At 56.7% G+C, this 20,562-nt stretch carries 25 protein-coding genes and 1 other annotated feature; all 25 genes read right to left on the bottom strand.

Going from position 1 to position 20,562, the window contains the following annotated elements:
• Positions 1-103: 103 nt before the first annotated feature.
• The gene (pheS, locus tag PG722_RS03820) at positions 104-1,123 is read right to left on the bottom strand and encodes a phenylalanine--tRNA ligase subunit alpha (protein WP_110435200.1); all 1,020 of its coding nucleotides are present in this window, start codon (positions 1,121-1,123) and stop codon (positions 104-106) included.
• A gap of 214 nt (positions 1,124-1,337) precedes the next feature.
• Positions 1,338-1,572: a binding site (T-box leader), on the bottom strand.
• An 807-nt stretch (positions 1,573-2,379) separates the two neighbouring features.
• A complete protein-coding gene (locus PG722_RS03815; RefSeq protein ID WP_110435201.1) occupies positions 2,380-2,565 on the bottom strand; it encodes a type Z 30S ribosomal protein S14 in 186 nt (61 codons plus the stop codon).
• Between the two features lie 14 nt (positions 2,566-2,579).
• Positions 2,580-3,125 carry a 50S ribosomal protein L5 gene (gene rplE / locus PG722_RS03810; protein WP_117555184.1) on the bottom strand — a complete coding sequence of 182 codons (546 nt, stop codon included), beginning with the start codon at positions 3,123-3,125 and terminating at the stop codon, positions 2,580-2,582.
• Positions 3,126-3,144: 19 nt separating this feature from the next.
• Positions 3,145-3,462 carry a 50S ribosomal protein L24 gene (gene rplX / locus PG722_RS03805; RefSeq protein WP_110435203.1) on the bottom strand — a complete coding sequence of 106 codons (318 nt, stop codon included), beginning with the start codon at positions 3,460-3,462 and terminating at the stop codon, positions 3,145-3,147.
• A gap of 15 nt (positions 3,463-3,477) precedes the next feature.
• The gene (gene rplN / locus PG722_RS03800; protein WP_116704662.1) at positions 3,478-3,846 is read right to left on the bottom strand and encodes a 50S ribosomal protein L14; all 369 of its coding nucleotides are present in this window, start codon (positions 3,844-3,846) and stop codon (positions 3,478-3,480) included.
• A gap of 12 nt (positions 3,847-3,858) precedes the next feature.
• Complete coding sequence (rpsQ, locus tag PG722_RS03795; protein ID WP_054326963.1) at positions 3,859-4,116, bottom strand: 30S ribosomal protein S17; 258 nt, start codon at positions 4,114-4,116, stop codon at positions 3,859-3,861.
• 18 nt (positions 4,117-4,134) lie between these two features.
• Positions 4,135-4,335, bottom strand: coding sequence for a 50S ribosomal protein L29 (gene rpmC, locus PG722_RS03790; RefSeq protein ID WP_110435205.1), 201 nt, complete (start codon positions 4,333-4,335; stop codon positions 4,135-4,137).
• Positions 4,335-4,760 (bottom strand): 50S ribosomal protein L16, encoded by a 426-nt coding sequence (rplP, locus tag PG722_RS03785; protein WP_110435206.1) that lies wholly within the window; start codon positions 4,758-4,760, stop codon positions 4,335-4,337. The genes rpmC and rplP overlap by 1 nt, the downstream gene beginning before the upstream one ends.
• On the bottom strand, positions 4,760-5,527 hold the full coding sequence (gene rpsC, locus PG722_RS03780) for a 30S ribosomal protein S3 (RefSeq protein WP_116704663.1): 768 nt from the start codon (positions 5,525-5,527) through the stop codon (positions 4,760-4,762). Before rpsC ends, rplP begins: the two co-directional genes overlap by 1 nt.
• Positions 5,528-5,540: 13 nt before the next feature.
• On the bottom strand, positions 5,541-5,876 hold the full coding sequence (gene rplV, locus PG722_RS03775) for a 50S ribosomal protein L22 (RefSeq protein WP_110435208.1): 336 nt from the start codon (positions 5,874-5,876) through the stop codon (positions 5,541-5,543).
• 17 nt (positions 5,877-5,893) lie between these two features.
• Entirely contained in the window at positions 5,894-6,175 is a 282-nt protein-coding gene (gene rpsS, locus PG722_RS03770; protein ID WP_110435209.1) for a 30S ribosomal protein S19, read from the bottom strand.
• A gap of 18 nt (positions 6,176-6,193) precedes the next feature.
• A complete protein-coding gene (gene rplB, locus PG722_RS03765; RefSeq protein ID WP_118478294.1) occupies positions 6,194-7,027 on the bottom strand; it encodes a 50S ribosomal protein L2 in 834 nt (277 codons plus the stop codon).
• A gap of 271 nt (positions 7,028-7,298) precedes the next feature.
• Complete coding sequence (rplW, locus tag PG722_RS03760; RefSeq protein ID WP_110435211.1) at positions 7,299-7,592, bottom strand: 50S ribosomal protein L23; 294 nt, start codon at positions 7,590-7,592, stop codon at positions 7,299-7,301.
• On the bottom strand, positions 7,592-8,215 hold the full coding sequence (rplD, locus tag PG722_RS03755; RefSeq protein WP_117491403.1) for a 50S ribosomal protein L4: 624 nt from the start codon (positions 8,213-8,215) through the stop codon (positions 7,592-7,594). The genes rplW and rplD overlap by 1 nt, the downstream gene beginning before the upstream one ends.
• Before the next feature lie 18 nt (positions 8,216-8,233).
• On the bottom strand, positions 8,234-8,929 hold the full coding sequence (gene rplC / locus PG722_RS03750) for a 50S ribosomal protein L3 (RefSeq protein ID WP_117491440.1): 696 nt from the start codon (positions 8,927-8,929) through the stop codon (positions 8,234-8,236).
• Between the two features lie 126 nt (positions 8,930-9,055).
• Positions 9,056-9,367 carry a 30S ribosomal protein S10 gene (gene rpsJ / locus PG722_RS03745; RefSeq protein WP_054326972.1) on the bottom strand — a complete coding sequence of 104 codons (312 nt, stop codon included), beginning with the start codon at positions 9,365-9,367 and terminating at the stop codon, positions 9,056-9,058.
• A gap of 502 nt (positions 9,368-9,869) precedes the next feature.
• Entirely contained in the window at positions 9,870-10,829 is a 960-nt protein-coding gene (locus PG722_RS03740) for an anti-sigma factor family protein (RefSeq protein ID WP_270579695.1), read from the bottom strand.
• A complete protein-coding gene (locus tag PG722_RS03735) occupies positions 10,822-11,436 on the bottom strand; it encodes an RNA polymerase sigma factor (RefSeq protein ID WP_110435214.1) in 615 nt (204 codons plus the stop codon). Before PG722_RS03735 ends, PG722_RS03740 begins: the two co-directional genes overlap by 8 nt.
• Positions 11,437-11,470: 34 nt before the next feature.
• Positions 11,471-12,454, bottom strand: coding sequence for a tRNA dihydrouridine synthase DusB (gene dusB, locus PG722_RS03730; RefSeq protein ID WP_270579694.1), 984 nt, complete (start codon positions 12,452-12,454; stop codon positions 11,471-11,473).
• 150 nt (positions 12,455-12,604) lie between these two features.
• The gene (locus PG722_RS03725) at positions 12,605-13,114 is read right to left on the bottom strand and encodes a DedA family protein (RefSeq protein ID WP_270579693.1); all 510 of its coding nucleotides are present in this window, start codon (positions 13,112-13,114) and stop codon (positions 12,605-12,607) included.
• Positions 13,115-13,231: 117 nt separating this feature from the next.
• Positions 13,232-13,492 (bottom strand): hypothetical protein, encoded by a 261-nt coding sequence (locus tag PG722_RS03720; RefSeq protein ID WP_118647868.1) that lies wholly within the window; start codon positions 13,490-13,492, stop codon positions 13,232-13,234.
• Positions 13,493-13,552: 60 nt separating this feature from the next.
• Entirely contained in the window at positions 13,553-15,907 is a 2,355-nt protein-coding gene (locus PG722_RS03715; protein WP_270579692.1) for a SpoIIE family protein phosphatase, read from the bottom strand.
• A 274-nt stretch (positions 15,908-16,181) separates the two neighbouring features.
• Entirely contained in the window at positions 16,182-18,107 is a 1,926-nt protein-coding gene (locus tag PG722_RS03710) for an ABC transporter ATP-binding protein (protein ID WP_442867822.1), read from the bottom strand.
• The gene (locus PG722_RS03705; RefSeq protein WP_270579691.1) at positions 18,107-19,837 is read right to left on the bottom strand and encodes an ABC transporter ATP-binding protein; all 1,731 of its coding nucleotides are present in this window, start codon (positions 19,835-19,837) and stop codon (positions 18,107-18,109) included. The genes PG722_RS03710 and PG722_RS03705 overlap by 1 nt, the downstream gene beginning before the upstream one ends.
• Complete coding sequence (locus PG722_RS03700) at positions 19,837-20,343, bottom strand: MarR family winged helix-turn-helix transcriptional regulator (protein ID WP_270579689.1); 507 nt, start codon at positions 20,341-20,343, stop codon at positions 19,837-19,839. The genes PG722_RS03705 and PG722_RS03700 overlap by 1 nt, the downstream gene beginning before the upstream one ends.
• Between the last annotated feature and the right edge of the window lie 219 nt (positions 20,344-20,562).

The following is a 20,562-nucleotide window of genomic DNA, read 5'->3' as shown; positions in this document are numbered from 1 at the left end:
CGAGCGGCGCGCCGGGGTCGTCGCGCCCTACGATAATACGTATCGCTTGTAACATGCGGGAGAGTGCGGCGGGATGAGGTCATCCCGCCCTACGGGTGCAGGTTTAGAACTGGTGCAGGAATCGAACGTCGTTCTCATAGAACAGACGGATATCGTCGATCTTGAAGCGGCCCATAACCATACGCTCCAGACCGATGCCGAAGGCGTAGCCGGAGTATTCATTCGGGTCGATGCCGCTCATCTCAAGCACCTTGGGGTGAACCATGCCGCAGCCGAGGATCTCGATCCAGCCCTCGCCCTTGCAGAGCGGGCAGCCTTCACCGTGGCAGCGGTAGCACTGGATATCCATCTCCGCAGACGGCTCGGTGAACGGGAAGTGATGCGGACGGAAACGAACAACCGTGTCCTCGCCGTACAGCTTCTTTGCGAACAGCTCGAGAATGCCCTTCAGGTCGCTCATGCGGATGCCCTTATCGACAACCAGACCCTCGATCTGATGGAACAGCGGAGAGTGGGTTGCGTCAACGGCGTCCGAACGGTAAACACGGCCCGGCGCAATAATGCGGATCGGCGGCTTGCGCTTTTCCATCGTGCGGACCTGCATCGGAGAGGTCTGCGTGCGGAGCACAACGTTATCCGAAATATAGAAGGTATCCTGCGTGTCGCGTGCCGGATGGTCCTTCGGAATGTTCAGCGCCTCAAAGTTGTAGTGATCCAGCTCAACCTCCGGACCCTCAGCAATCGAGAAGCCCAGACCGAGGAAAATCTCCTTGAACTCGTCGAGCACGATGTTCAGCGGATGCTTCTTGCCGATGACAACGTCCTCACCCGGCAGGGTAACGTCGATGGTCTCCGCCTCCAGCTTCTTCTCGAGCGCAGCCTGCTCGATCAGCTTCTTCTGCTTGTCAATGATGGTTTCGATCTCCGCACGAACGTCGTTGATCAGCTGACCAACAACCGGACGCTCCTCTGCAGCAACGTCCTTCATGCCCTTGAGCAGCGCGGTCAGCTCACCCTTTTTGCCGAGGAACTTAACGCGGGCCTCGTCCAGCGCGCGCGAATCCTTCGCGGCAGCGAGCTGCTCCTTCGCGGTCTGCAAAATGCCTTGCAGCTTTTCTTTCATACCAATTCTCCTTTGGAATATGATTTTGTAATTGAGGGCGGCGAAATGTTGCATACCGGGCAGAGCGACCTCAGAAGGTGAATTGCCCGAAGGGCAAGAGAAGCCACCCCGGGGTGCCCCGCCGCATATAAATGAGTGCACAACGTTAGAAACGGCGGAATGGGGTCATCTCGCCACTCATTCACAGCGTAAAAAACGCCTTCCGTCCCCGTAAAATAGGGACGAAAGGCGTAAAACTTCCGTGGTACCACCCTGATTCCCGAAAAAAATCGGGCACTCATTGAACGCCGGTAACGGAGCGTTACTTCGCCGGCGCCTACTGCATCTATTCAGCACCGGTGCTCACAGGGGAACTTCGCGCCATACCTCGATAAACGGCTTGCAGCCATGGGACCGTTCTCTCTGAGAAAGAGGAACACAGCGTTACTTTTCCTGCTCATCGCATTGGAATATTCATAACAGAATTATTAAAACACATTTTGCGGGAAAATGCAAGAGGCAACTACGAGATTTTCGTTTTAATAGTCAATATATTACGATTTTTTCATACTGAAACGACCGCCTCACCGTATATAAATAACAGCAGATCGTTAAAAACGGCGGGGCACCCCAGGGTGGCTTCTCTTGCCCTTTGGGCAATTCACCTTCTGAGGGCACCCCGCCCTACACGATATATTGCACAATAGGATTTTATCCTTAGGTGCCGTCTGTTACAACGTGCCAAAGAGCTGCGCGACACTGCTATCCCCCAGGGGACCCTCTCTTGTCCTCCGGGCAATTCACCTTGTGTCGCGCCTGCGGAGACCAAACCGCCTGTGTAGCAGTAAACTGTCTGGCACTGCAAATAGGTAGAGAAATGGGAGCACACTGTGCCCCCCTACGGTAGAAAAAATCCTCTATCGTTCCCTTTTTTCGCAGCGGTCACATATAGGAAATCTGCGCCAGACTCTCCAAGGGAAAGGGGAGATTCACAAGAGGGTGGAAACCGCAGGTGTCTACCCTCTTGTGCGCCCGCGCGGCGTCAGCGCACTCCCCGCTGAGGTGCAGCGAAAAACTCCCCGCCCGGAAAGGGCGAACACGCCTGCGGCAGTTCGCGTACCCCGCTCAGCCGGTGCTGAAAAAGGCTGCCGCCCGTTAGGGGCGAGGCCGCTTACGCAGTTCGCGTGCCCCGATCAGTCGGTGCAGAAATGGTCTCTGCCCACCGTTAAAGCATAAAAAAAGGAACCCAAACGGGTTCCTTTTCTTTTCGCTTTTCCTTACCAGGATGCCTTGCGGACACCCGGAATCTGGCCCTTGTAAGCCAGCTCGCGGAAGCAGATACGGCAGATACCGAAATCACGCAGGTAAGCGTGCGGACGGCCGCAAATCTTGCAGCGGTTGTAAGCTCGGCTGGAGAACTTCGGCTTAGCCTGCTGCTTGAGAACCATCGACTTCTTAGCCATTTAACTTCTCCTCCTTACTTCTCAAACGGAGCGCCCATCAGAGTAAGCAGCTCCTTTGCTTCTTCATCGGTATTTGCAGTGGTGCAGATAACGATGTTCATGCCGCGGATCTTGTCGATCTGATCATAGGAAATTTCCGGGAAGATCAGCTGCTCGTTCAGACCCAGAGCGTAGTTGCCACGGCCGTCAAATGCGTTGCCGTTGATGCCGCGGAAGTCGCGTACACGCGGCAGAGCTACGTTGAACAGACGATCCAGGAACTCCCACATGCGGTCACGGCGCAGGGTTACCTTAACGCCTACCGGCATGCCGTCACGCAGCTTGAAGTTTGCGATGGACTTCTTAGCGTGGGTGATGATCGGCTTCTGGCCGGAGATCAGGGTGATATCACGGACAATAGCCTCGATAACCTTAGAGTTACCGTTTGCTTCCTTACCGCAGCCGACGTTGATTACGATCTTGTCGAGCTTCGGGATCTGCATTGCGCTCTCGTACTGAAACTTCTTCATCAGAGCAGGCGCAACTTCCGCAGTATACTTTGCTTTCATATTCGGAACCATTTATTGCAACCTCCTCTTCTTAAAGCGTTTCGCCGCAGTGCTTGCACACCGTCAGCTTAGTGCCGTTCTCGGTGAACTTGTGCGCTACACGAGTCGGCTTGTCGCACTTCGGGCATACGCGCATTACCTTGCAGGCACGCAGCGCACCCTCGCGCTCGATGATGCCGCCGGTTTCACCCTGACGGCGGGGCTTGGTGTGGCACTTGATCATGTTCACACCTTCGATTACTACCATACCCTTCTTCGGGTTTACGGACAGGATCTTGCCGCGCTTGCCCTTTTCCTTGCCGGAAAGAACGACTGCGGTGTCGCCCGTCTTAACGTGCAAATTGTTCATTTGTTGGCGACCTCCTTACAGTACTTCCGGAGCAAGCGACAGGATCTTCATGTAATCCTTGTCACGCAGCTCACGAGCGACAGGCCCAAAGATACGGGTGCCGCGGGGGTTTTTGTCATCACGAATGATAACGCCAGCGTTCTCGTCAAAGCGGATATAGCTGCCGTCAGCGCGGCGCAGGCCCTTAACGGTGCGGACGATAACTGCCTTAACGACATCGCCCTTCTTTACGCCGCCGCCCGGGGTGCACTTGCGCACCGAGCAAACAACTACGTCACCGATGTTACCGTACTTGCGTGCGGAGCCGCCGAGAACACGGATTACCTTCAGTTCCTTTGCGCCGCTGTTGTCAGCTGCACGCAGAAAGCTTTCCTGCTGAACCATGTGCTCTCCTCCTTACTTTGCCTTCTCGATGATCTCGACCAGGCGCCAGCGCTTGTCCTTGGACAGCGGACGGGTCTCCATCACCTTAACCTTATCACCGATGCCACACTCGTTGTTCTCGTCGTGTGCCTTCAGCTTATAGGTGTGCGGAATAACCTTCTTGTACAGAGGATGTGCTACACGATCCTCAATTGCTACGACAATGGTCTTATCCATCTTATCGGAAACGACCTTGCCTACTCGCGTTTTGCGTAATGCTCTTTCGCTCATAATATTCGTTTCCCTCCCTTATGCCTTCTCCGCGATCTGCTTCTCGCGGATAACGGTATTGATACGAGCAATGTCGTGCTTGACTTCATTGATCTTGTTGGTGTTGTCGAGCTGATTGGTAGCGAGCTGCAGACGGAGGTTGAAGAGGTCCTTCTTCAGCTCACCGAGCTTTGCAGACAGCTCCTCAGCCGTCAGTTCTCTGATCTCAGATGCCTTCATCATGCTTCACCGCCATTCTTCTCACGGGCAACGAACTTGGTCTTGCAGGGCAGCTTGTGGCTTGCCAGACGCAGTGCCTCACGAGCAACTTCCTCGGAAACGCCTGCGATCTCAAACAGTACACGGCCCGGCTTAACTACTGCAACCCAGTACTCGGGTGCGCCCTTACCGGAACCCATTCGAGCACCAGCCGGATGCTTGGTAACCGGCTTGTCGGGGAAAATCTTGATCCATACCTGACCGCCACGCTTGGTGTAACGGGTCATAGCGATACGGGCTGCCTCGATCTGATTCGAGGTGATCCAGCACGGCTCGGTAGCCTGGATACCGAACTCACCGTTCGATACGAAGTTACCGCGGGTAGCCTTACCGGTCATACGGCCGCGATGAACGCGACGATACTTAACTCTCTTAGGGAGCAGCATTAACGGTTGCCTCCTTCCTGACGGGGAGCACGACGCTCGCCACGGTTGAAGTCACGACGGCCGCGACGGTCACCGCGACGATCGCGGCGCTCGAATGCCGGCTTCGGAGCTTCAATGGAGCGACCCAGACGCGGACCGCCGTGGAGAACCTCACCCTTGTAGATCCATACCTTAACACCGATGCGGCCGTAGGTGGTCGCAGCTTCAGCAAAACCATAGTCGATGTCCGCACGCAGGGTCTGCAGCGGAATGGTGCCCTCGTGGTAATGCTCGGTGCGTGCGATTTCCGCGCCGCCCAGACGGCCGCCGCAGGAAACCTTGATGCCCTTGGCGCCCATGCGCATTGCACGGCCCATGGACTGCTTCATTGCACGGCGGAAACCGATGCGCTTCTCGAGCTGAGCTGCAATGTTCTCAGCAACCAGGGTAGCGTTGGTGTCCGGGTTCTTGATCTCGATGATGGAGCAGCGAACCTTCTTGCCGTACTTCTTGGTCAGCTCTTCTTCGAGCTTCTTGATGTCCTCGCCGCCGCGGCCGACAACCATGCCGGGACGTGCGCACTGGATCATGATCTTGATTTCGTCGTTCTTGCGCTCGATCTCGATCGCCGGAACGCCTGCGTCGTACAGACGCTTCTTCAGATCCTTACGGATCTCGTAGTCTTCCACGAGGAGGTCGCCGAACACATTGTCCTTAGCGAACCAACGGGAATCCCAATTCTTGATAACGCCGACACGGAGACCGTTCGGATTTACTTTCTGGCCCATTGATTACCCTCCCTTATTCTTTCTCGCCAAGAACCAGCGTTACGTGCGAGGTTCTCTTGAGGATTCTGAATGCACGGCCCTGTGCACGCGGCATAACGCGCTTCATGATCGGACCGGGACCGACGTGAACTTCCTTAACGTAAAGCTTGTCGGTGTTCATGCCGTGATTGTTCTCGGCATTGGCAACTGCGCTCTTGAGGAGCTTCTCCATCGGCTCGCATGCTGCCTTGGGGGTATTCATGATGATGGCCATAGCTTCGCCCGCATCCTTGCCGCGGATCAGATCGCAGATCAGCTTGATCTTTCGCGGGGTCATGCGTACGTTGCGTACAATAGCTCTTGCTTCCATGTTACTTTAACTCCTCCTTACTTGCCGTTATTGGAGGTCTTGCTGCCCGCGTGACCCTTGTAGGTACGGGTGGGAGCAAACTCGCCCAGCTTGTGACCAACCATGTCCTCGGTAACGTATACCGGAACGTGCTTGCGGCCGTCGTGTACTGCGATAGTATGACCGACGAACTCAGGGAAGATCGTGGAAGCGCGGGACCAGGTCTTGAGGACCTTCTTCTCGCCCTTTTCGTTCATTTCAACGACTCTTTTGATAAGCTCAGGAGCCACAAAAGGGCCTTTCTTAACACTTCTGCCCATATTAAGATAACTCCTTTCTTACTTGCCGTTGCGACGACGAGCGATCTGCTTGTCGGTGCGGTGGTTCTTCTTGCGGGTCTTGTAACCCATAGCCGGCTTGCCCCACGGGGTAACCGGAGACGGACGACCGATCGGGCTCTTGCCTTCGCCGCCGCCGTGCGGGTGATCACACGGGTTCATTACAGAACCACGAACGGTCGGGCGGATACCCAGATGACGGGTACGGCCAGCCTTACCCAGCTGTACGTTAGAATGATCAGAGTTACCAACAACGCCGATGGTAGCCTTGCAGTCCAGACGGACGTAACGCAGCTCACCGGAGGGCAGACGAACCATTGCCTTGCCGCCTTCCTTAGCCATCAGCTGAGCGCCGACGCCTGCGGAACGAACCAGCTGTGCGCCCTTGCCCGGGTACAGCTCGATGTTGTGGATCATGGTACCAACCGGAATGTTCTCAACCGGCAGGCAGTTGCCGGGCTTGATGTCGGCATCCTTGGAAGAAACGACCTTGTCGCCGATCTTCAGGCCCTCGGGAGCGAGGATATATGCCTTCTCGCCGTCCTCGTACTGAATGAGAGCGATGTTAGCGGAACGGTTCGGATCATACTCCAGGGTCTTAACCTCGGCATAAACGTCGAGCTTCTGACGCTTGAAGTCAATGATACGGTACTTCTTCTTGTTGCCGCCGCCGATGTGGCGAACGGTGATGCGGCCGTAGCTGTTGCGGCCAGCGGTCTTCTTGACCTTTTCGAGAAGGCTCTTCTCGGGCTTCACCTTAGACAGACCCTTGTAGGAAAGCACAGTCATATTTCTGCGCGAGGGCGTCGTCGGGTTGAAAGTCTTGATAGCCATTTGGAATTTCAACTCCTTGATACGTTATTATCGGGGTGGCTTCCCCATACAATTACTTCGTTTGAAAACACGTTTTCAAACGAGAGAGGTTCCACCGCGCACAGCGCGGATGAAACCAAGGCTGTGAAAAGTTCCGACCAGCGAAACTTTTCTTCGCTCTTGTATAAAAACCGTGATACATGCTCCCGGTTTTTATGAATCTGCAAGCAGATTCTATTGAAAACCCGCTTCGCGGGAACACTCAGGCTCGCCTTAGCAGCCGAAGTGGTTTTTACATCATGTTCTCGAAGATCTCGATCTTCTTGGAGTCAGCGGTCAGGGTTACGATCGCCTTCTTGATGTCGGAACGCTTGCCAACGTGAACGCCCATGCGCTTCCACTTGCCCGGCAGCTTGATGGTGTTAACCTTGGCAACCTTAACGCCGAAGATCTCCTCTACAGCCTTCTTGATCTCTACCTTGCCGGCATCGATCGCTACTTCGAAGGTGTACTTGTTGTCCTGTGCGCCCATCATGGAACGCTCAGTGATGATCGGCTTCTTGATAATGTCGTATGCGTACTTCATTATGCGTATACCTCCTGCAGCTTCTCAACTGCTGCCTTGTCGATGATGAACTTGTCAGCATTGAGGATGTCGTATACATTGAGGGTAGACGCGATCGTGGTGCGTACGCCCGGGATGTTTGCCGCAGACTTAACTACGTTTACGCGAACTTCCGGAGTAACTACCAGGCTCTTGCCGGTTGCCTCAACTGCGTTCAGGAAACCAACGAAGGACTTGGTCTTGATCTCGCCCATATCCAGGCCATCGATTACGATGATCTCGCCTGCTGCTGCCTTTGCAGACAGAGCGGACAGCATAGCCAGACGCTTGGTCTTCTTGGTCAGGCTGTAGTTGTAGGAACGGGGCTTCGGGCCGAGGGCAATACCACCATGGGTCCACTGCGGAGAGCGGATAGAACCCTGACGAGCACGGCCGGTGCCCTTCTGACGCCACGGCTTGATGCCGCCGCCACGAACCTCGGCGCGGGTCAGCGTGGACTGAGTGCCCTGACGCTGGTTAGCCAGATAATTCTTTACTGCAGCGTGTACAACGGTCATGTTCGGCTCGATACCGAAAACAGCCGCGTTCAGCTCCATCTCGCCGGTCTTCTTACCGGTCATATCAAAAACTGCTACTGTAGGCATGATTTGCTCCTCCTTCCCTTACTTTCTTGCGGAAGCCTTCTGCGGGTTCTTGCTGATGCCAGCCTCGCCCTTGGCAACCTTGTTGTTCTTAACGGTGTTCTTCAGCACTACGATGCCGCCCTTCGGGCCCGGAACTGCGCCGCAAACGGCGATCAGGTTAAGCTCAGCGTCAACCTTTACAACGTCCAGGTTCTGAACAGTAACCTGCTCAGCGCCCATATGACCCGGCATCATCTTGCCCTTCATGATCTTGGACGGATCAGAGCAAGCGCCCATAGAACCCGCATGGCGGTGTACAGGGCCGGTACCGTGGGTTTCCTTCAGGCGGGATGCGTTGAAGCGCTTGATTACGCCAGCGTAGCCCTTGCCCTTGGAAGTGCCGGTAACGTCAACATAATCGCCGGTAACGAACATGTCAGCCTTAACAACATCGCCGAGCTGGAACGGAGTGCAGTCCTCAAAACGGAACTCCTTCAGGTACTTCTTCAGGGAGTCGCCAGCCTTCTTCAGGTGACCCTTCTGGGGCTTGTTCAGGCGAGCTTCCTTAACATCCTCAAAACCGAACTGTACAGCATTGTAGCCGTCCTTCTCTTCAGTCTTGAGCTGAGTTACAACGCAAGGACCTGCTTCGATTACGGTGCAGGGGATAACCTTGCCGTCAGCATTGAAGATCTGGGTCATACCGACCTTCTTGCCGATGATTGCTTTGTTCAGCATTTGTTTTTCCTCCTTAAAGGTTATTGGTTGACGGCATTTGACCGCCAACATGACCTCGCCGCGCGTGTCGCGGCAGGGCTTCAAACCGCCGGTGGGTTAATCCGGTCAGCTTGTTGACTTAAATTAGAGCTTAACCTCGAACTCGACGCCAGCCGGCAGGTCGAGAGTGGTCAGAGCCTCGATGGTAGCCTGATTCGGGTTGATGATGTCGATCAGGCGCTTGTGGGTGCGGCGCTCGAACTGCTCACGAGAATCCTTGTACTTGTGAACAGCACGCAGGATGGTAACGATCTGCTTCTCGGTCGGCAGCGGGATCGGGCCGGAAACCTTAGCGCCGTTGCGCTTAGCGGTCTCGATGATCTTCTCTGCGGACTGGTCGATCAGCTCGTGATCATACGCCTTCAGGCGAATGCGAATCTTCTGTGCGTTTGCCATTGTGGAATTTCCTCCTCGTATGTGTGCCATACATTAAATAATGTTTTGACTCGCTACGGAGAGAAACTGCAACTCCGCCGTGCGTATCACGCAACGGGCATGAAAATAACCGGGCGCACTGACTCCGCAGCGCAACAATCCGGTCACGATAAGAAACGTAAGTGGTTCAAACCATCGGCTTGACGGCGCACGCGCCGCGAGTCCCGAATTTACGCATGAACATTGCGTTTTTGCTGAATATCTGAATTCAGCTGATAGCAGTTATCTCAACCGCCCGATTGTCGGACCTACTCCACCGAAGTTACCTGCTCATAGCAGCAATCTCCGGTATCATCGCGTTTTAACTTGCTCTCGCAAGTGCTTATACATAGTACAATACTTTCGGAGAAAAGTCAAGTGTTTGCACAAAATTTTCAGCGATTTTTTGTTGAAATCGGATTTTTTCGCGTTATGCACAAAAACAGACCCGAAAACCCTCGTTTCAGGTCTGTTTTGCCCAATCTCAACCGGTAACAACCGCTAAGATCCACGAATCTGCATGGCTGTCGATCGTCAGATCGACCTTATCATAGGCAGTCACCGTGCAGCCAGCCTGTTCTACTGTCTGCAGAGTCTTTTCGAGCGTTTCCATACTGTTGTCCAGCCGGAACCACGAAACGCCGTTCTCCTGCGCGAGCAGCTCACCATCGATATCCGGCAGGCTGCTGCCGCCGACGGCCACATAGCAGTACGCGGTGTGTGCGCCGTGCAGGCTTTGCGGCAGCGTGAGCACCGGACGGGTCTGCACCTGTGTCTGTACCGACTCCTCAGCAATCGGCTCAGGAGCTGCGATCGACCGATCGCTGTCTGCATACTGCTCGGCATCGATGCCCGCATCGCTCTGCGTATTTGCCGCAGAGTCTTCGCCGGTGTCATTCTGTCCGCTGTATGCGCTGCCGTCCATGCTCTGCGAAGCCGTGCCGCTCTGCTGCACGCTCGAATTCGATGCTCCGCCGCTCGACGCATCGGCGTTCTCCCGCACGGACTGCTCGATTTCATCCTGCATACCGCCGTCCGCCGTGCTGTCTCCTGCGTCCGCCGAAGCGGAATCCGCTGCCGCCGTGCTGCCGCTGCCCACCGTACTGAACGCGGGCATCAGTCCGCCGCCGAGCACGACCAGCACGACAACCGCCGCAGCGGCTACCATCGTAAACACCGGCAGACGACGCATCGGCTTTTGCGGCGCGACCACCCGAACGGTTTCCTCCTGCCGCAGACGTTCCATAATGCTGTCATGCAGTCCGGCCGGCGGCTCGGTTTCGTCCACCGCCAGCATACTGTGCATCTGCTCCAGATCCTCTTTCAGCGCGGCGCACGATGGGCACTCTGCCAGATGCTCTTCCAGCTTTTGCTTTTCGGAATCGGTCAGGGTTCCGTCCACACTGTTCGAGCAAAGCTGTTCAAAATATTCCTCCTCATTCATGCTCCTCGCCTCCTTCCATATCTTTAGACGAAGGCAAATGAAAAAGGTTCCCTCGTTTGAGTAAAATTTTGCGTAAAGCAATGCGTGCGCGTGACAGCCGCGACTTTACCGTACCTTCGCTGACCTCGAGTATCTCAGCGATCTCGGTGTAGCTCATGCCGGAAACGTCCCGCAGCAGGACGATTCTGCGGTGCTCGTCGCTCACCTCATCGAGCGCGGCGGCAAGCTCGCGTCCCAGCTCGCTGTTCTCCAGGTGCTCCTCGGGAGATGGAGCCGTATCCGGAAGCGGCAGTTCGCGTTCCTCGTCATCCTCGCCCTGCACGAGCGGCTGCGTCGGCGGCTGGCTCTGCTTATGCCGCGCGTAATCGACGCACTGGTTCATCGTGATGCGGAACAGCCAGGTCGCAAAGCCGCTGTCCCCGCGGAAGTCCTTCATCGAGCGCCATGCCCGAAGGAAAACCTCCTGCGTGATATCTGCGGCATCCTCCGGCGAGCCGGACGAGCGCAGCGCGATCGCATACACGCGCTTTTCATAGCGCGTCACCAGCTCCTCAAAGGCGGAAAGCTCGCCGCGCCGCGCCTGCGCCACAATATGCTTGTCGTCCACTGCGTCTCCCCTCTCTTTCTCTTACCTTATTTATTTATATGTTCTCCTTCGCCGAAACGAAGGCTTTCAGTTCGTCTGCGATTTCATACAGGTCACTCAGCTTGGTGAGTGCGCAAATGCGGTTCTTGAACGTCTTGACACCGCTTTCCCGCTTGAGATAGCAGTTAACGTGTCGGCGTGCCTCGAGCATGGCGATATGCTCTCCCTTCTGCTCGGCGGCAAGCTCAATCTGCCGCACGGCCGTGTCAATGCGCTCCGCGAACGGCGGCAGCGCCGGACAGATGCCGGTCTCGAGCAGTGCATTCGCCCGCTCGAACAGCCACGGATCACCGAGCGAACCTCGACCGATCATCACGCCGTCCGCGCCGGTGTGCGCGAGAATGCGGACCGCGTCCTCGGGTTCTGCCACATCTCCGTTGGCGAACACCGGAATGCAAACCGCCTGCTTGACTTCACGAATCACATCCCAGTCGGCGGTGCCGCTGTACTGCTGCGAGCGCGTGCGTCCGTGCAGCGTGATCGCTGCCGCGCCGGACTGCTCAGCCATTCTGGCAAATTCCACACAGTTGACGCTCTTTTCATCCCAGCCCTTGCGGAACTTGACCGTTACCGGCACATCGACCGCGTTTACGACCGCTGCGATCACCTTGGATGCCAGCTCCGGCTCCTTCATCAGTGCGGAGCCGTCACCGTTGTTCACGATCTTCGGCGCCGGACAGCCCATGTTGATATCGATGATATCACAGCCGGATTTCTCCAGTGCCAGTTTCGCGCCTTCGGCCATCGTGTCCGGCTCGTGCCCGAAGATCTGAGCAGCCGCCGGATGCTCGTCCGCACCGAGTTCAAGCAGACGCGGCGTTTTCTTATCCTGATAGCACAGCGCCTTTGCGGAGACCATTTCGGTCACGGTCAGCGCCGCGCCGTGCTCCCGGCAGATATGGCGGAATGCAAGATCGGTCACGCCTGCCATCGGTGCAAGCGCCAGTTTTCCGTTGATTGTTACGTTGCCGATCTGCATATCGTTCCTCCGTCTTATACATTATATAACGGTGTATATTTTACCATAACACGACTGCAAATGCAACGTATAGAATGGATTCACCCATTTCCCGACCAAAAAACGCAAAAACAGGGTAAATCCGAGGATTTACCCTGTCGATATATTCGGTTACATGACCATGCTGAGGATCTTCTCGCTGAAGAAATAGCCGAACGAGATCAGCGCGGTATTCCACACGGCAATGCCTGCCGCAGACCAGCCGATGAACCACTTGACCGGCATCCGGAGCAGTCCGGCCGGGATGGAAACAATGGTGCGGATACACGGGATCACGCGGATAATCGCCAGTCCGCGCCCATGCTGTGCGTCGATAAATTCATGGCATTTACGCACGAGAGACTTGAATTTCTTGCTTCTGCCGAACAGCTTCTCCATCACCGGTTCGCCGCCCCAGTAGCACACGGCGTAGATGACCAGACTGCCGAGCACACCGGCGACCACGCTCAGAAAAACCGTCAGCGGCAGTGACAGCTCGCTCCGGGCAATCAGCACACCGACGCACGGCATGATAACGCCTGCCGGAAATCCGGGCAGGTTCATATATTCGCAGAAAACCACAGCACAGACCAGGATCAGTCCGTACTGGTTGAACAGCTGAAAAAAGGTTTCGGCCGTCATAATAGCCGCCTCCGTTTGATCTATAGTAAGCGAAAACCGAAATTTTCGTCTGTGTACTATAGTATACCAACCAAAACCGAAGGGTACAAGGGAACGGCCGCTCATTTTATAATCTGTTTACAAAACGAGCGCCGTCAGCGCCCATATAGTGCCGATGAGCAGTGCGCCTGTGCAGAATCCGGCCAGCAGAGAAAGACCGTCCGCCTTTCTTCTCGACCGCCGTCTGCGCGGCAGATAGCTGTTTGCGATGCGGCAGGCCTCGCGCACCATGTCGCCGCGCGGCGCATTGTAGTCCCGCACAAGGAAAATAGCCTGCTCGAACAATGCCGGCTGCTCCGGCTTGACGACAATGACGCGGCGGCTGACGCCTCGTACCATACAGATTCCTCCTTTTCCCTTTGTTCCATCATTCCCCTCTTTCGTGATTTTATACCAGTCTCATTCCAGCTTTTCAATTTTCATGACCATTACGGTCCGATCATCATCGTGTCCGCGGCCTTTCGCCTCGTTCACAAGCTGTGCCGCGATCTCCTTCGGGCTGTCGCCTGCATGCGCGATGAGCAGCTGCCGCACCCATTTATCGTCCGTGCCGTCGGTCACGCCGTCCGAGAGCAGAACCACGATATCGCCGTCATTCATCTGCAACGGCACGGCATCGCCAAGTTCGTCCTCCTCCGCCAGACCGATGGGCAGCGCCGTGCCCGGCAGAATGGTCCATCGACCGTTCAGCCGCATGTAGGTCGGTGCGGCGCCGCACTTGAGGTTTTCCGCGCGTCCGCTGAACAGATCGAGCGTGAATGCGTCCAGTGTGGTGAAGCGCATGCCGTCTGACCGCAGGCGCAGCGCCGGAGAGACCGCGTGCAGCGCGTCTCCGACCGAAATGCCTGCACGCAGGAACCGCTCGAGCGAGGTGATGAGCATGCGGCTGTCCCGCGACGCGGCGGCACCCGAACCCATGCCGTCCGACAGGAGCAGGCACGCCGTTCCGGTGTCGGTGAGAAAGTAGCACGCGTTGTCGCCCGAGACCGACGCGCCCTCCTTCTGCTGACGGCCGATGCCGACCACCGCACGGTACGGCGCCCGCTCGTGCATCTCAACGTGGATGCCCTGGCTGCCCTTTTTCTTCTCCGGCGCAGTCAGCGTCACGCCCAGCAGCGCGGACAGACCGGCTGAAAAGCCGTCCCCCTGCTTCATGATGTCGTCGATGCCCTCGCCGTACAGTTCAACGGTCAGCCTGCCCTGCGAATCCCGCACCGCGCACACGCGGTCGATCCATCCGAACGCTGCTGAGTACCGGCGCACCTGCCGTTCCATCAGCGGCTGCGCCGTTTCATCCTGCGTGACCTCCGCGCCAAGCTGCCGAAGAATATCCGTAATGCCTGCGTATTGCCTGGCAAGCAGGCTCTGGTTTTCCTCCTGCTGCCGCCGAAGGCTTTCGCGCTCGCGCAGCGCAAACAGCGCACTGTTGATGGCGCGCATCAGCTCGGGCAGGCGCGCACACCGTGCCGCAAAATGATAGGGAAAATCGCTCATTTCCGCTCGTCCGCGCTGCAGCATCGGCTGGGTCACATCATTGAGAGCCGCCAGCGTGCTCACATAGTCCCGCTGCCAGCACTGCGTACACAGCATGCAGTTTTTGCAGACATGGTCGCTCGCGTAGTCGAATACCGACCGAATGTTCCGGTCTCCGGCGGCTTTGCCCTCGCTGACGCCGTGCAGCATAGCAAGGTACAGCTCGTAGAACGCCTGCGCCGCCTCGGTCGCACAGGTACCCGCCAGCCGCCGCACGCGCTGACTGGCGGCTTCGCCCATCAGAGTATCCGGCAGCAGGCTGCGCCGGATAGCCTCCCACACGAAGGGCGGCAGCGCCGCAAACATGAGGACCGCGCAGAACAGCTCTGTGAGCAGCGGGATGAACAGCGGATGCTCCACGCCGAGCATAGCCGCGCACAGTCCGCCGCCGAGCGCACAGACCGAAAACCAGCCGCGGCCGCTGTCGTGAAACAGTCCGGCAACGAGCGCACACAGACCGTAGCAGCAGGTGAACAAGGCTCCGTAGCCGATGTTGAGATCCATTGCCGCGCCGAACGCGACACCGGCTGCCGCGCCCGCCGCCGGTCCGCCGAGATACGCCGCCGCCAGCACGAGCAGCAGCGCACCCGCTCTCGCGGGAGCGAACACGCCGAACAGATTGATACCCGAAAGCGATAAAAGCACGGTTGCGGTCAGCACCAAAAGCGTTACCGGTCTGCGCCAGTCGTTTTCGTCGCGCGGCGGTGCGAAGGCCGCGCCGTATATCCAGCACACGCCAAACGTGATACCCTGCACGAGCAGGAATGTCAGCACCGCCGGTGCGGTCAGCTCTGCGCCGAGCGGCAGAAACACGAATGTACACGCCGCGCTTGCAAACGTTGCCACACCGGGCGCAAACCACCGCTCAGACATCACGCGCAGACCGGCGCACACGCTCATCACGCACAGCACCAGCAGCGCTGCCGCGGCGTAAATGCCGCCGTGGAATCCGTCGCCGCGCAGCATGACGCCGCACACCAGACCGCCAAGCGCGGACAGTCCCGCTCCTCGAGCCATCAAGGCCGCCGTCATCGCCAGTCCGAACGGCATGTACCCGCCGAGGATGGTTCCCTGTGCCAGCACCGCACACAGCACGAATCGCTGTACGCCTGTGATGAGCGTCCGCAAATGCTCCTGTTTCCATAATCCGGCAGCCCATGCTGCTGCATGCCCGATCCGCACCGGTATCGACGCAGACCGTCTTGCCCTTTGTTTATCCATTTCGTTACGCCTCCCTTGCTGTTTTCCCAGTATATCCCAACGCAGGCGTGCCGCTTGGCGGGAAATAACAGCGGGAATTGCGTTTTGAAAAAAATTAAGCGCATATTCCAACTTTCGAGCGCGTAAAACGACGGCAAAGTGCGGCAAGCGGCTCTTTTGCCGCAGAAGCCCGACCGATAGACCGCCGCCGGCGGTTTTTCTGTTTCTGCGCACAAAAAAGAACCCGAAATCCTCGTTTCGGGTTCTGATTCTGCAGGTTTCGAGCAGAAAGCACTTATTCTAATTCAAACGCTCCGGTATAGAGCTGATAATACTTGCCGTGTTCCGCGATCAGCTGCTCATGGTTGCCGCGCTCGATGATATGACCGAGCTGCAGCACCATAATAACGTCTGCGTTTTGAATCGTGGACAGGCGGTGCGCGATAACGAACACCGTACGTCCGTACATGAGGCCGTCCATGCCGGCCTGCACGATGGACTCCGTGCGGGTATCAATCGAGCTGGTCGCCTCATCGAGGATCATAACCGGCGGATCGGCAACAGCCGCACGCGCGATGGAAAGCAGCTGGCACTGACCCTGCGACAGACTGCCGCCGTCGCCGTCGATGACGGTATCGTAGCCGTCCGGCAGTCGGCGGATGAAGTCGTCCGCGTTGGCCAGCTGAGCGGCAGCTGCAACTTCCTCGTCGGTCGCATCCAGGCGGCCGTAGCGGATATTATCGCGAATGGTGCCGGTAAACAGGTTGGTATCCTGCAGCACGATGCCGAGCGAGCGGCGGAGATCGGCCTTTTTGATCTTGTTGATGTTGATGCCGTCGTAGCGGATCTTGCCGTCCGCAAGGTCGTAGAAACGGTTGATGAGGTTGGTAATGGTCGTCTTGCCTGCACCGGTTGCACCGACGAACGCGACCTTCTGACCGGGCTCGGCGTACAGTGTGATGTCGTGCAGGACGATCTTATCCGGATTATAGCCGAAATCCACATCGAAGAAGCGGACATCGCCGCGGACCTGTGTATAGGTGGTGGTGCCGTCCTCGTGCGGGTGCTTCCACGCCCAGATGTTGGTCTTTTCCGGGGTTTCAACGAGTTCGCCGTTCTTGTCGTACTTGGCGTTGACGAGAGTAACGTAACCGTTGTCTACCTCAGGCTCCTCGTCCATCAGCTCAAAGATACGCTCGGCACCGGCGAGCGCCATAACAATGGAATTGAACTGCTGCGAGATCTGCGTTACCGGCTGGGTGAACGACTTGGTCAGCTGCAGGAAGGACGCGATAACGCCGATGGTGATACTGTTTCCGACCACGCCGGACAGCGCCAGTGCGCCGCCGACGACCGCGACCAGAACGTACAGCAGGTTGCCGATGTTCATCATGATCGGCATGAGGATGTTTGCGAAGGTATTCGCGCTCGCAGCGTTCTCGCGCAGCTCATCGTTGAGCGCATCGAACTGCTCCTTGCACTTTTCCTCGTGGCAGAACACCTTGATGACCTTCTGACCGTTGATCATTTCCTCGATATAGCCGTTGACCCTGCCGAGCGACTTCTGCTGCTCGAGGAAGTACTTCGCGGACTGACCGCCCAGTTTCTTTACCACCTTGAGCATGACGCACACGCCGAGCAGTACGAACAGCGTCAGCCATACATTCGTCACCAGCATGCCGATGAACACCGAGATAATGGTCATCGCTGAGGAAAACATCTGCGGCACGGACTGGCTGAGCATCTGCTGCAGCGTATCGGTATCGTTGGTGAAATGGCTCATCAGATCGCCGTGGGTATGCGTATCGAAGTAGCGAATCGGCAGCTTCTGCATGTGCGCGAACATCTCGTCACGCACCTTTTTGAGCACGCCCTGTGAAATGCTGACCATCAGCCAGTTGTAGATGAACGTAGTCGCAATGCCGATGAGATAGATAACCGCCATGCTCATCAGCGCATGCAGCAGACCGGTAAACACCGGAGATGCCTGCAGCAGCAGCGGAGAAATATAGTCGTCGATCAGGCTTTTGAGGAACATGGAGCCGGCCACGTTTGCCACAGCCGACAGCAGAATGCAGATGAGTACAACCACAAACTGTACGCTGTAACCCCTCTGAATGTATTTCATAAGACGTCCGAGCGTCTTTTTCGGATTTTTGCTGCGCTTTCCGCCCATCATGCCTCTGCGGCCGCCGGGTCCGCGCATCTGAGGTCTTGCCATTATTCCTCACCGCCCTTTCTGTTCTGCTGGTTGTAGATTTCCTGATAGATCGTGTTGGCGGCGAGCAGCTCATCGTGCGTGCCGACAGCCTGCACGGTGCCGCCGTCGAGAATGACGATCTGATCCGCATCCTGCACAGAGGAAACACGCTGTGCAATGATAATCTTGGTCGTGTCCGGGATTTCCTCCGCGAATGCCTTGCGGATGAGCGCATCCGTTTTGGTATCTACCGCACTGGTCGAGTCATCAAGAATGAGGATCTTCGGCTTTTTCAGCAGCGCACGCGCAATGCACAGGCGCTGCTTCTGACCGCCGGAAACATTCGAGCCGCCCTGCTCAATGTGGGTGTCGTACTTATCCGGCATCTGCTGGATGAATTCATCCGCCTGTGCCAGACGGCATACGCGCTCGAGCTCCTCGTCCGAGGCATTTTCGTCACCCCAGCGAAGGTTTTCCTTGATCGTGCCGGAGAACAGCACGTTCTTCTGGAGCACCATGGCAACCTGATCGCGCAGCGCCTCGATATCGTAATCGCGGACATCCACGCCGCCGACTTTGACCGTGCCGTGCGTGGTATCGTACAGGCGCGGAATCAGCTGCACAAGCGTAGACTTCGCGGAACCGGTGCCGCCGAGAATACCGACGGTCTGACCGGCCTTGATATGCAGGTTGACGTTTTTGAGCGCCAGCTTGCGCTCATCGCCCTTGTAACTGAAGGAAACATCATCGAACTCGATCGCGCCGTCCTTGACCTCGTGAATCGGGTTTGCGGGATTGTGCAGGTCGGGCTGCTCATCGAGGATTTCGGCAACACGCTCTGCGCTCGCCTTGGCCATGGTGATCATAACGAAAACCATCGCTACCATCATCAGGCTCATCAGGATCTGCATCGCGTAGGAGAACATGCTGGTCAACTCGCCGGTGGTCATCGAGCCGCCGACGATCAGACGCGCGCCGAACCACGAAATCAGCAGCATGCACGCGTACATGCAGAACTGCATCAGCGGCATAACGCCTGCCATGGTCTTCTGCGCCTTGGAGAACGTGCGGTACAGCATGCCGGAAACGCCCTCAAACTTTTCGGTCTCGTGATCCTCACGAACATAGGTCTTAACAACGCGGATACCGCGCACATTTTCCTGTACGACCGTGTTCATGCGGTCGTAGATCTTGAATGCGCGCTCAAAGACCGGACCGACAACCTTCATCAGGATGCCCATGCCGATTGCCAGAATCGGCAGCACCGCGAGGAATACGAGCGCCATCCTGCTGTTGATCTTCATCGCCATGAACAGCGCAAAGACCAGCATGACCGGGCAGCGCACCGCGATGCGCGTGCACATCTGAAAGGCGTTCTGTACGTTGGTAACATCGGTGGTCAGACGGGTGACGATCGAACCGGTGGAGAACTTATCAATGTTGGAAAACGAGAAATTCTGCACATTGTAGTACATATCGTGACGCAGATTGCGGGCAAAGCCGGTTGAGGCTCTTGCCGCAAAGGTGCCCGCCGCCGCGCCGAACACCAGTGCGAGCATGGCGCACAGCACAAGGATGATGCCGTATTTCCAAATGGCGGTCATATCCTGCCCGTCAATGCCCTTGTCGATCAGCAGCGCCATAACCATCGGAATGATGACCTCCATCACGACCTCAAGCACAACGAAAAACGGCGTGAGCAGTGCGTCCTTTTTGAACTCACGCACACTTTTCAGCAGTCGTTTTATCATTATTTCTGTCCCTCCCTGCACATATTGCATTGGTACTGCTCCAGATTGGAGCGGATTTTTTCACAGACCGCAAACCAGCCCTTCAGCTCGTCCTCGGTGATGCCCTGCCGCAGAAGCTGTTCCATCTGCTGCATGCGCTCGCCAATGCGCTTATCCATCGCACGAGCCTGCTCGGTCAGCACCAGCCGTTTCAGGCGGCCGTCATGCTCCACCGGCTCACGGCGGATAATGCCGTGCTGCTCCATCAGCTGCAGTATACCCGTTGCGGTCGAGCGGCGCATCTGGAACGCGTTTTCCAGATCCTTCTGGAATATATCGCCCTGTTTTTCGTGTATGATCAGGTGATGGACGATCATCGCCTGCATGCCGGTCACATTCGCTGCATTCGCAGTCTTTTCGGTCATACACGCCATCTGCCGCCGAAGCAGATTATGCAGCATGCCGATTTCTGCACCGATGCGGTCGTTCGAGTGACCGCAGCATGCATTATGGTCACAACAATTCATTGTTAGCCTCCTTACTGTTAGCTTGCTAACATATTATACACCGTCATTCGGCAATGTCAACGGGTTTCACGAAATGTTCACATTTCGGGGATCAGTCGCTTGCAAAGCGAAGCTAACTCGCCTGCCCGGCGGGTGCGCCGTACCCACGGCGAGGGGCAAGAGAAGGTCCCCTGGGGTACGACCTCGGCGCACCGTATCTAACGATTTGCACCCAATAAA

Origin of the sequence: Butyricicoccus sp. OF27-2pH9A, assembly GCF_027693185.1 — a bacterium.
In the GTDB taxonomy this organism is placed as follows: Bacteria; Bacillota; Clostridia; order Oscillospirales; family Butyricicoccaceae; genus Agathobaculum; species Agathobaculum butyriciproducens.
The sequence above is the reverse complement of the archived record's forward strand: the minus strand, read 5'-3'. Positions and strand labels throughout refer to the sequence as shown.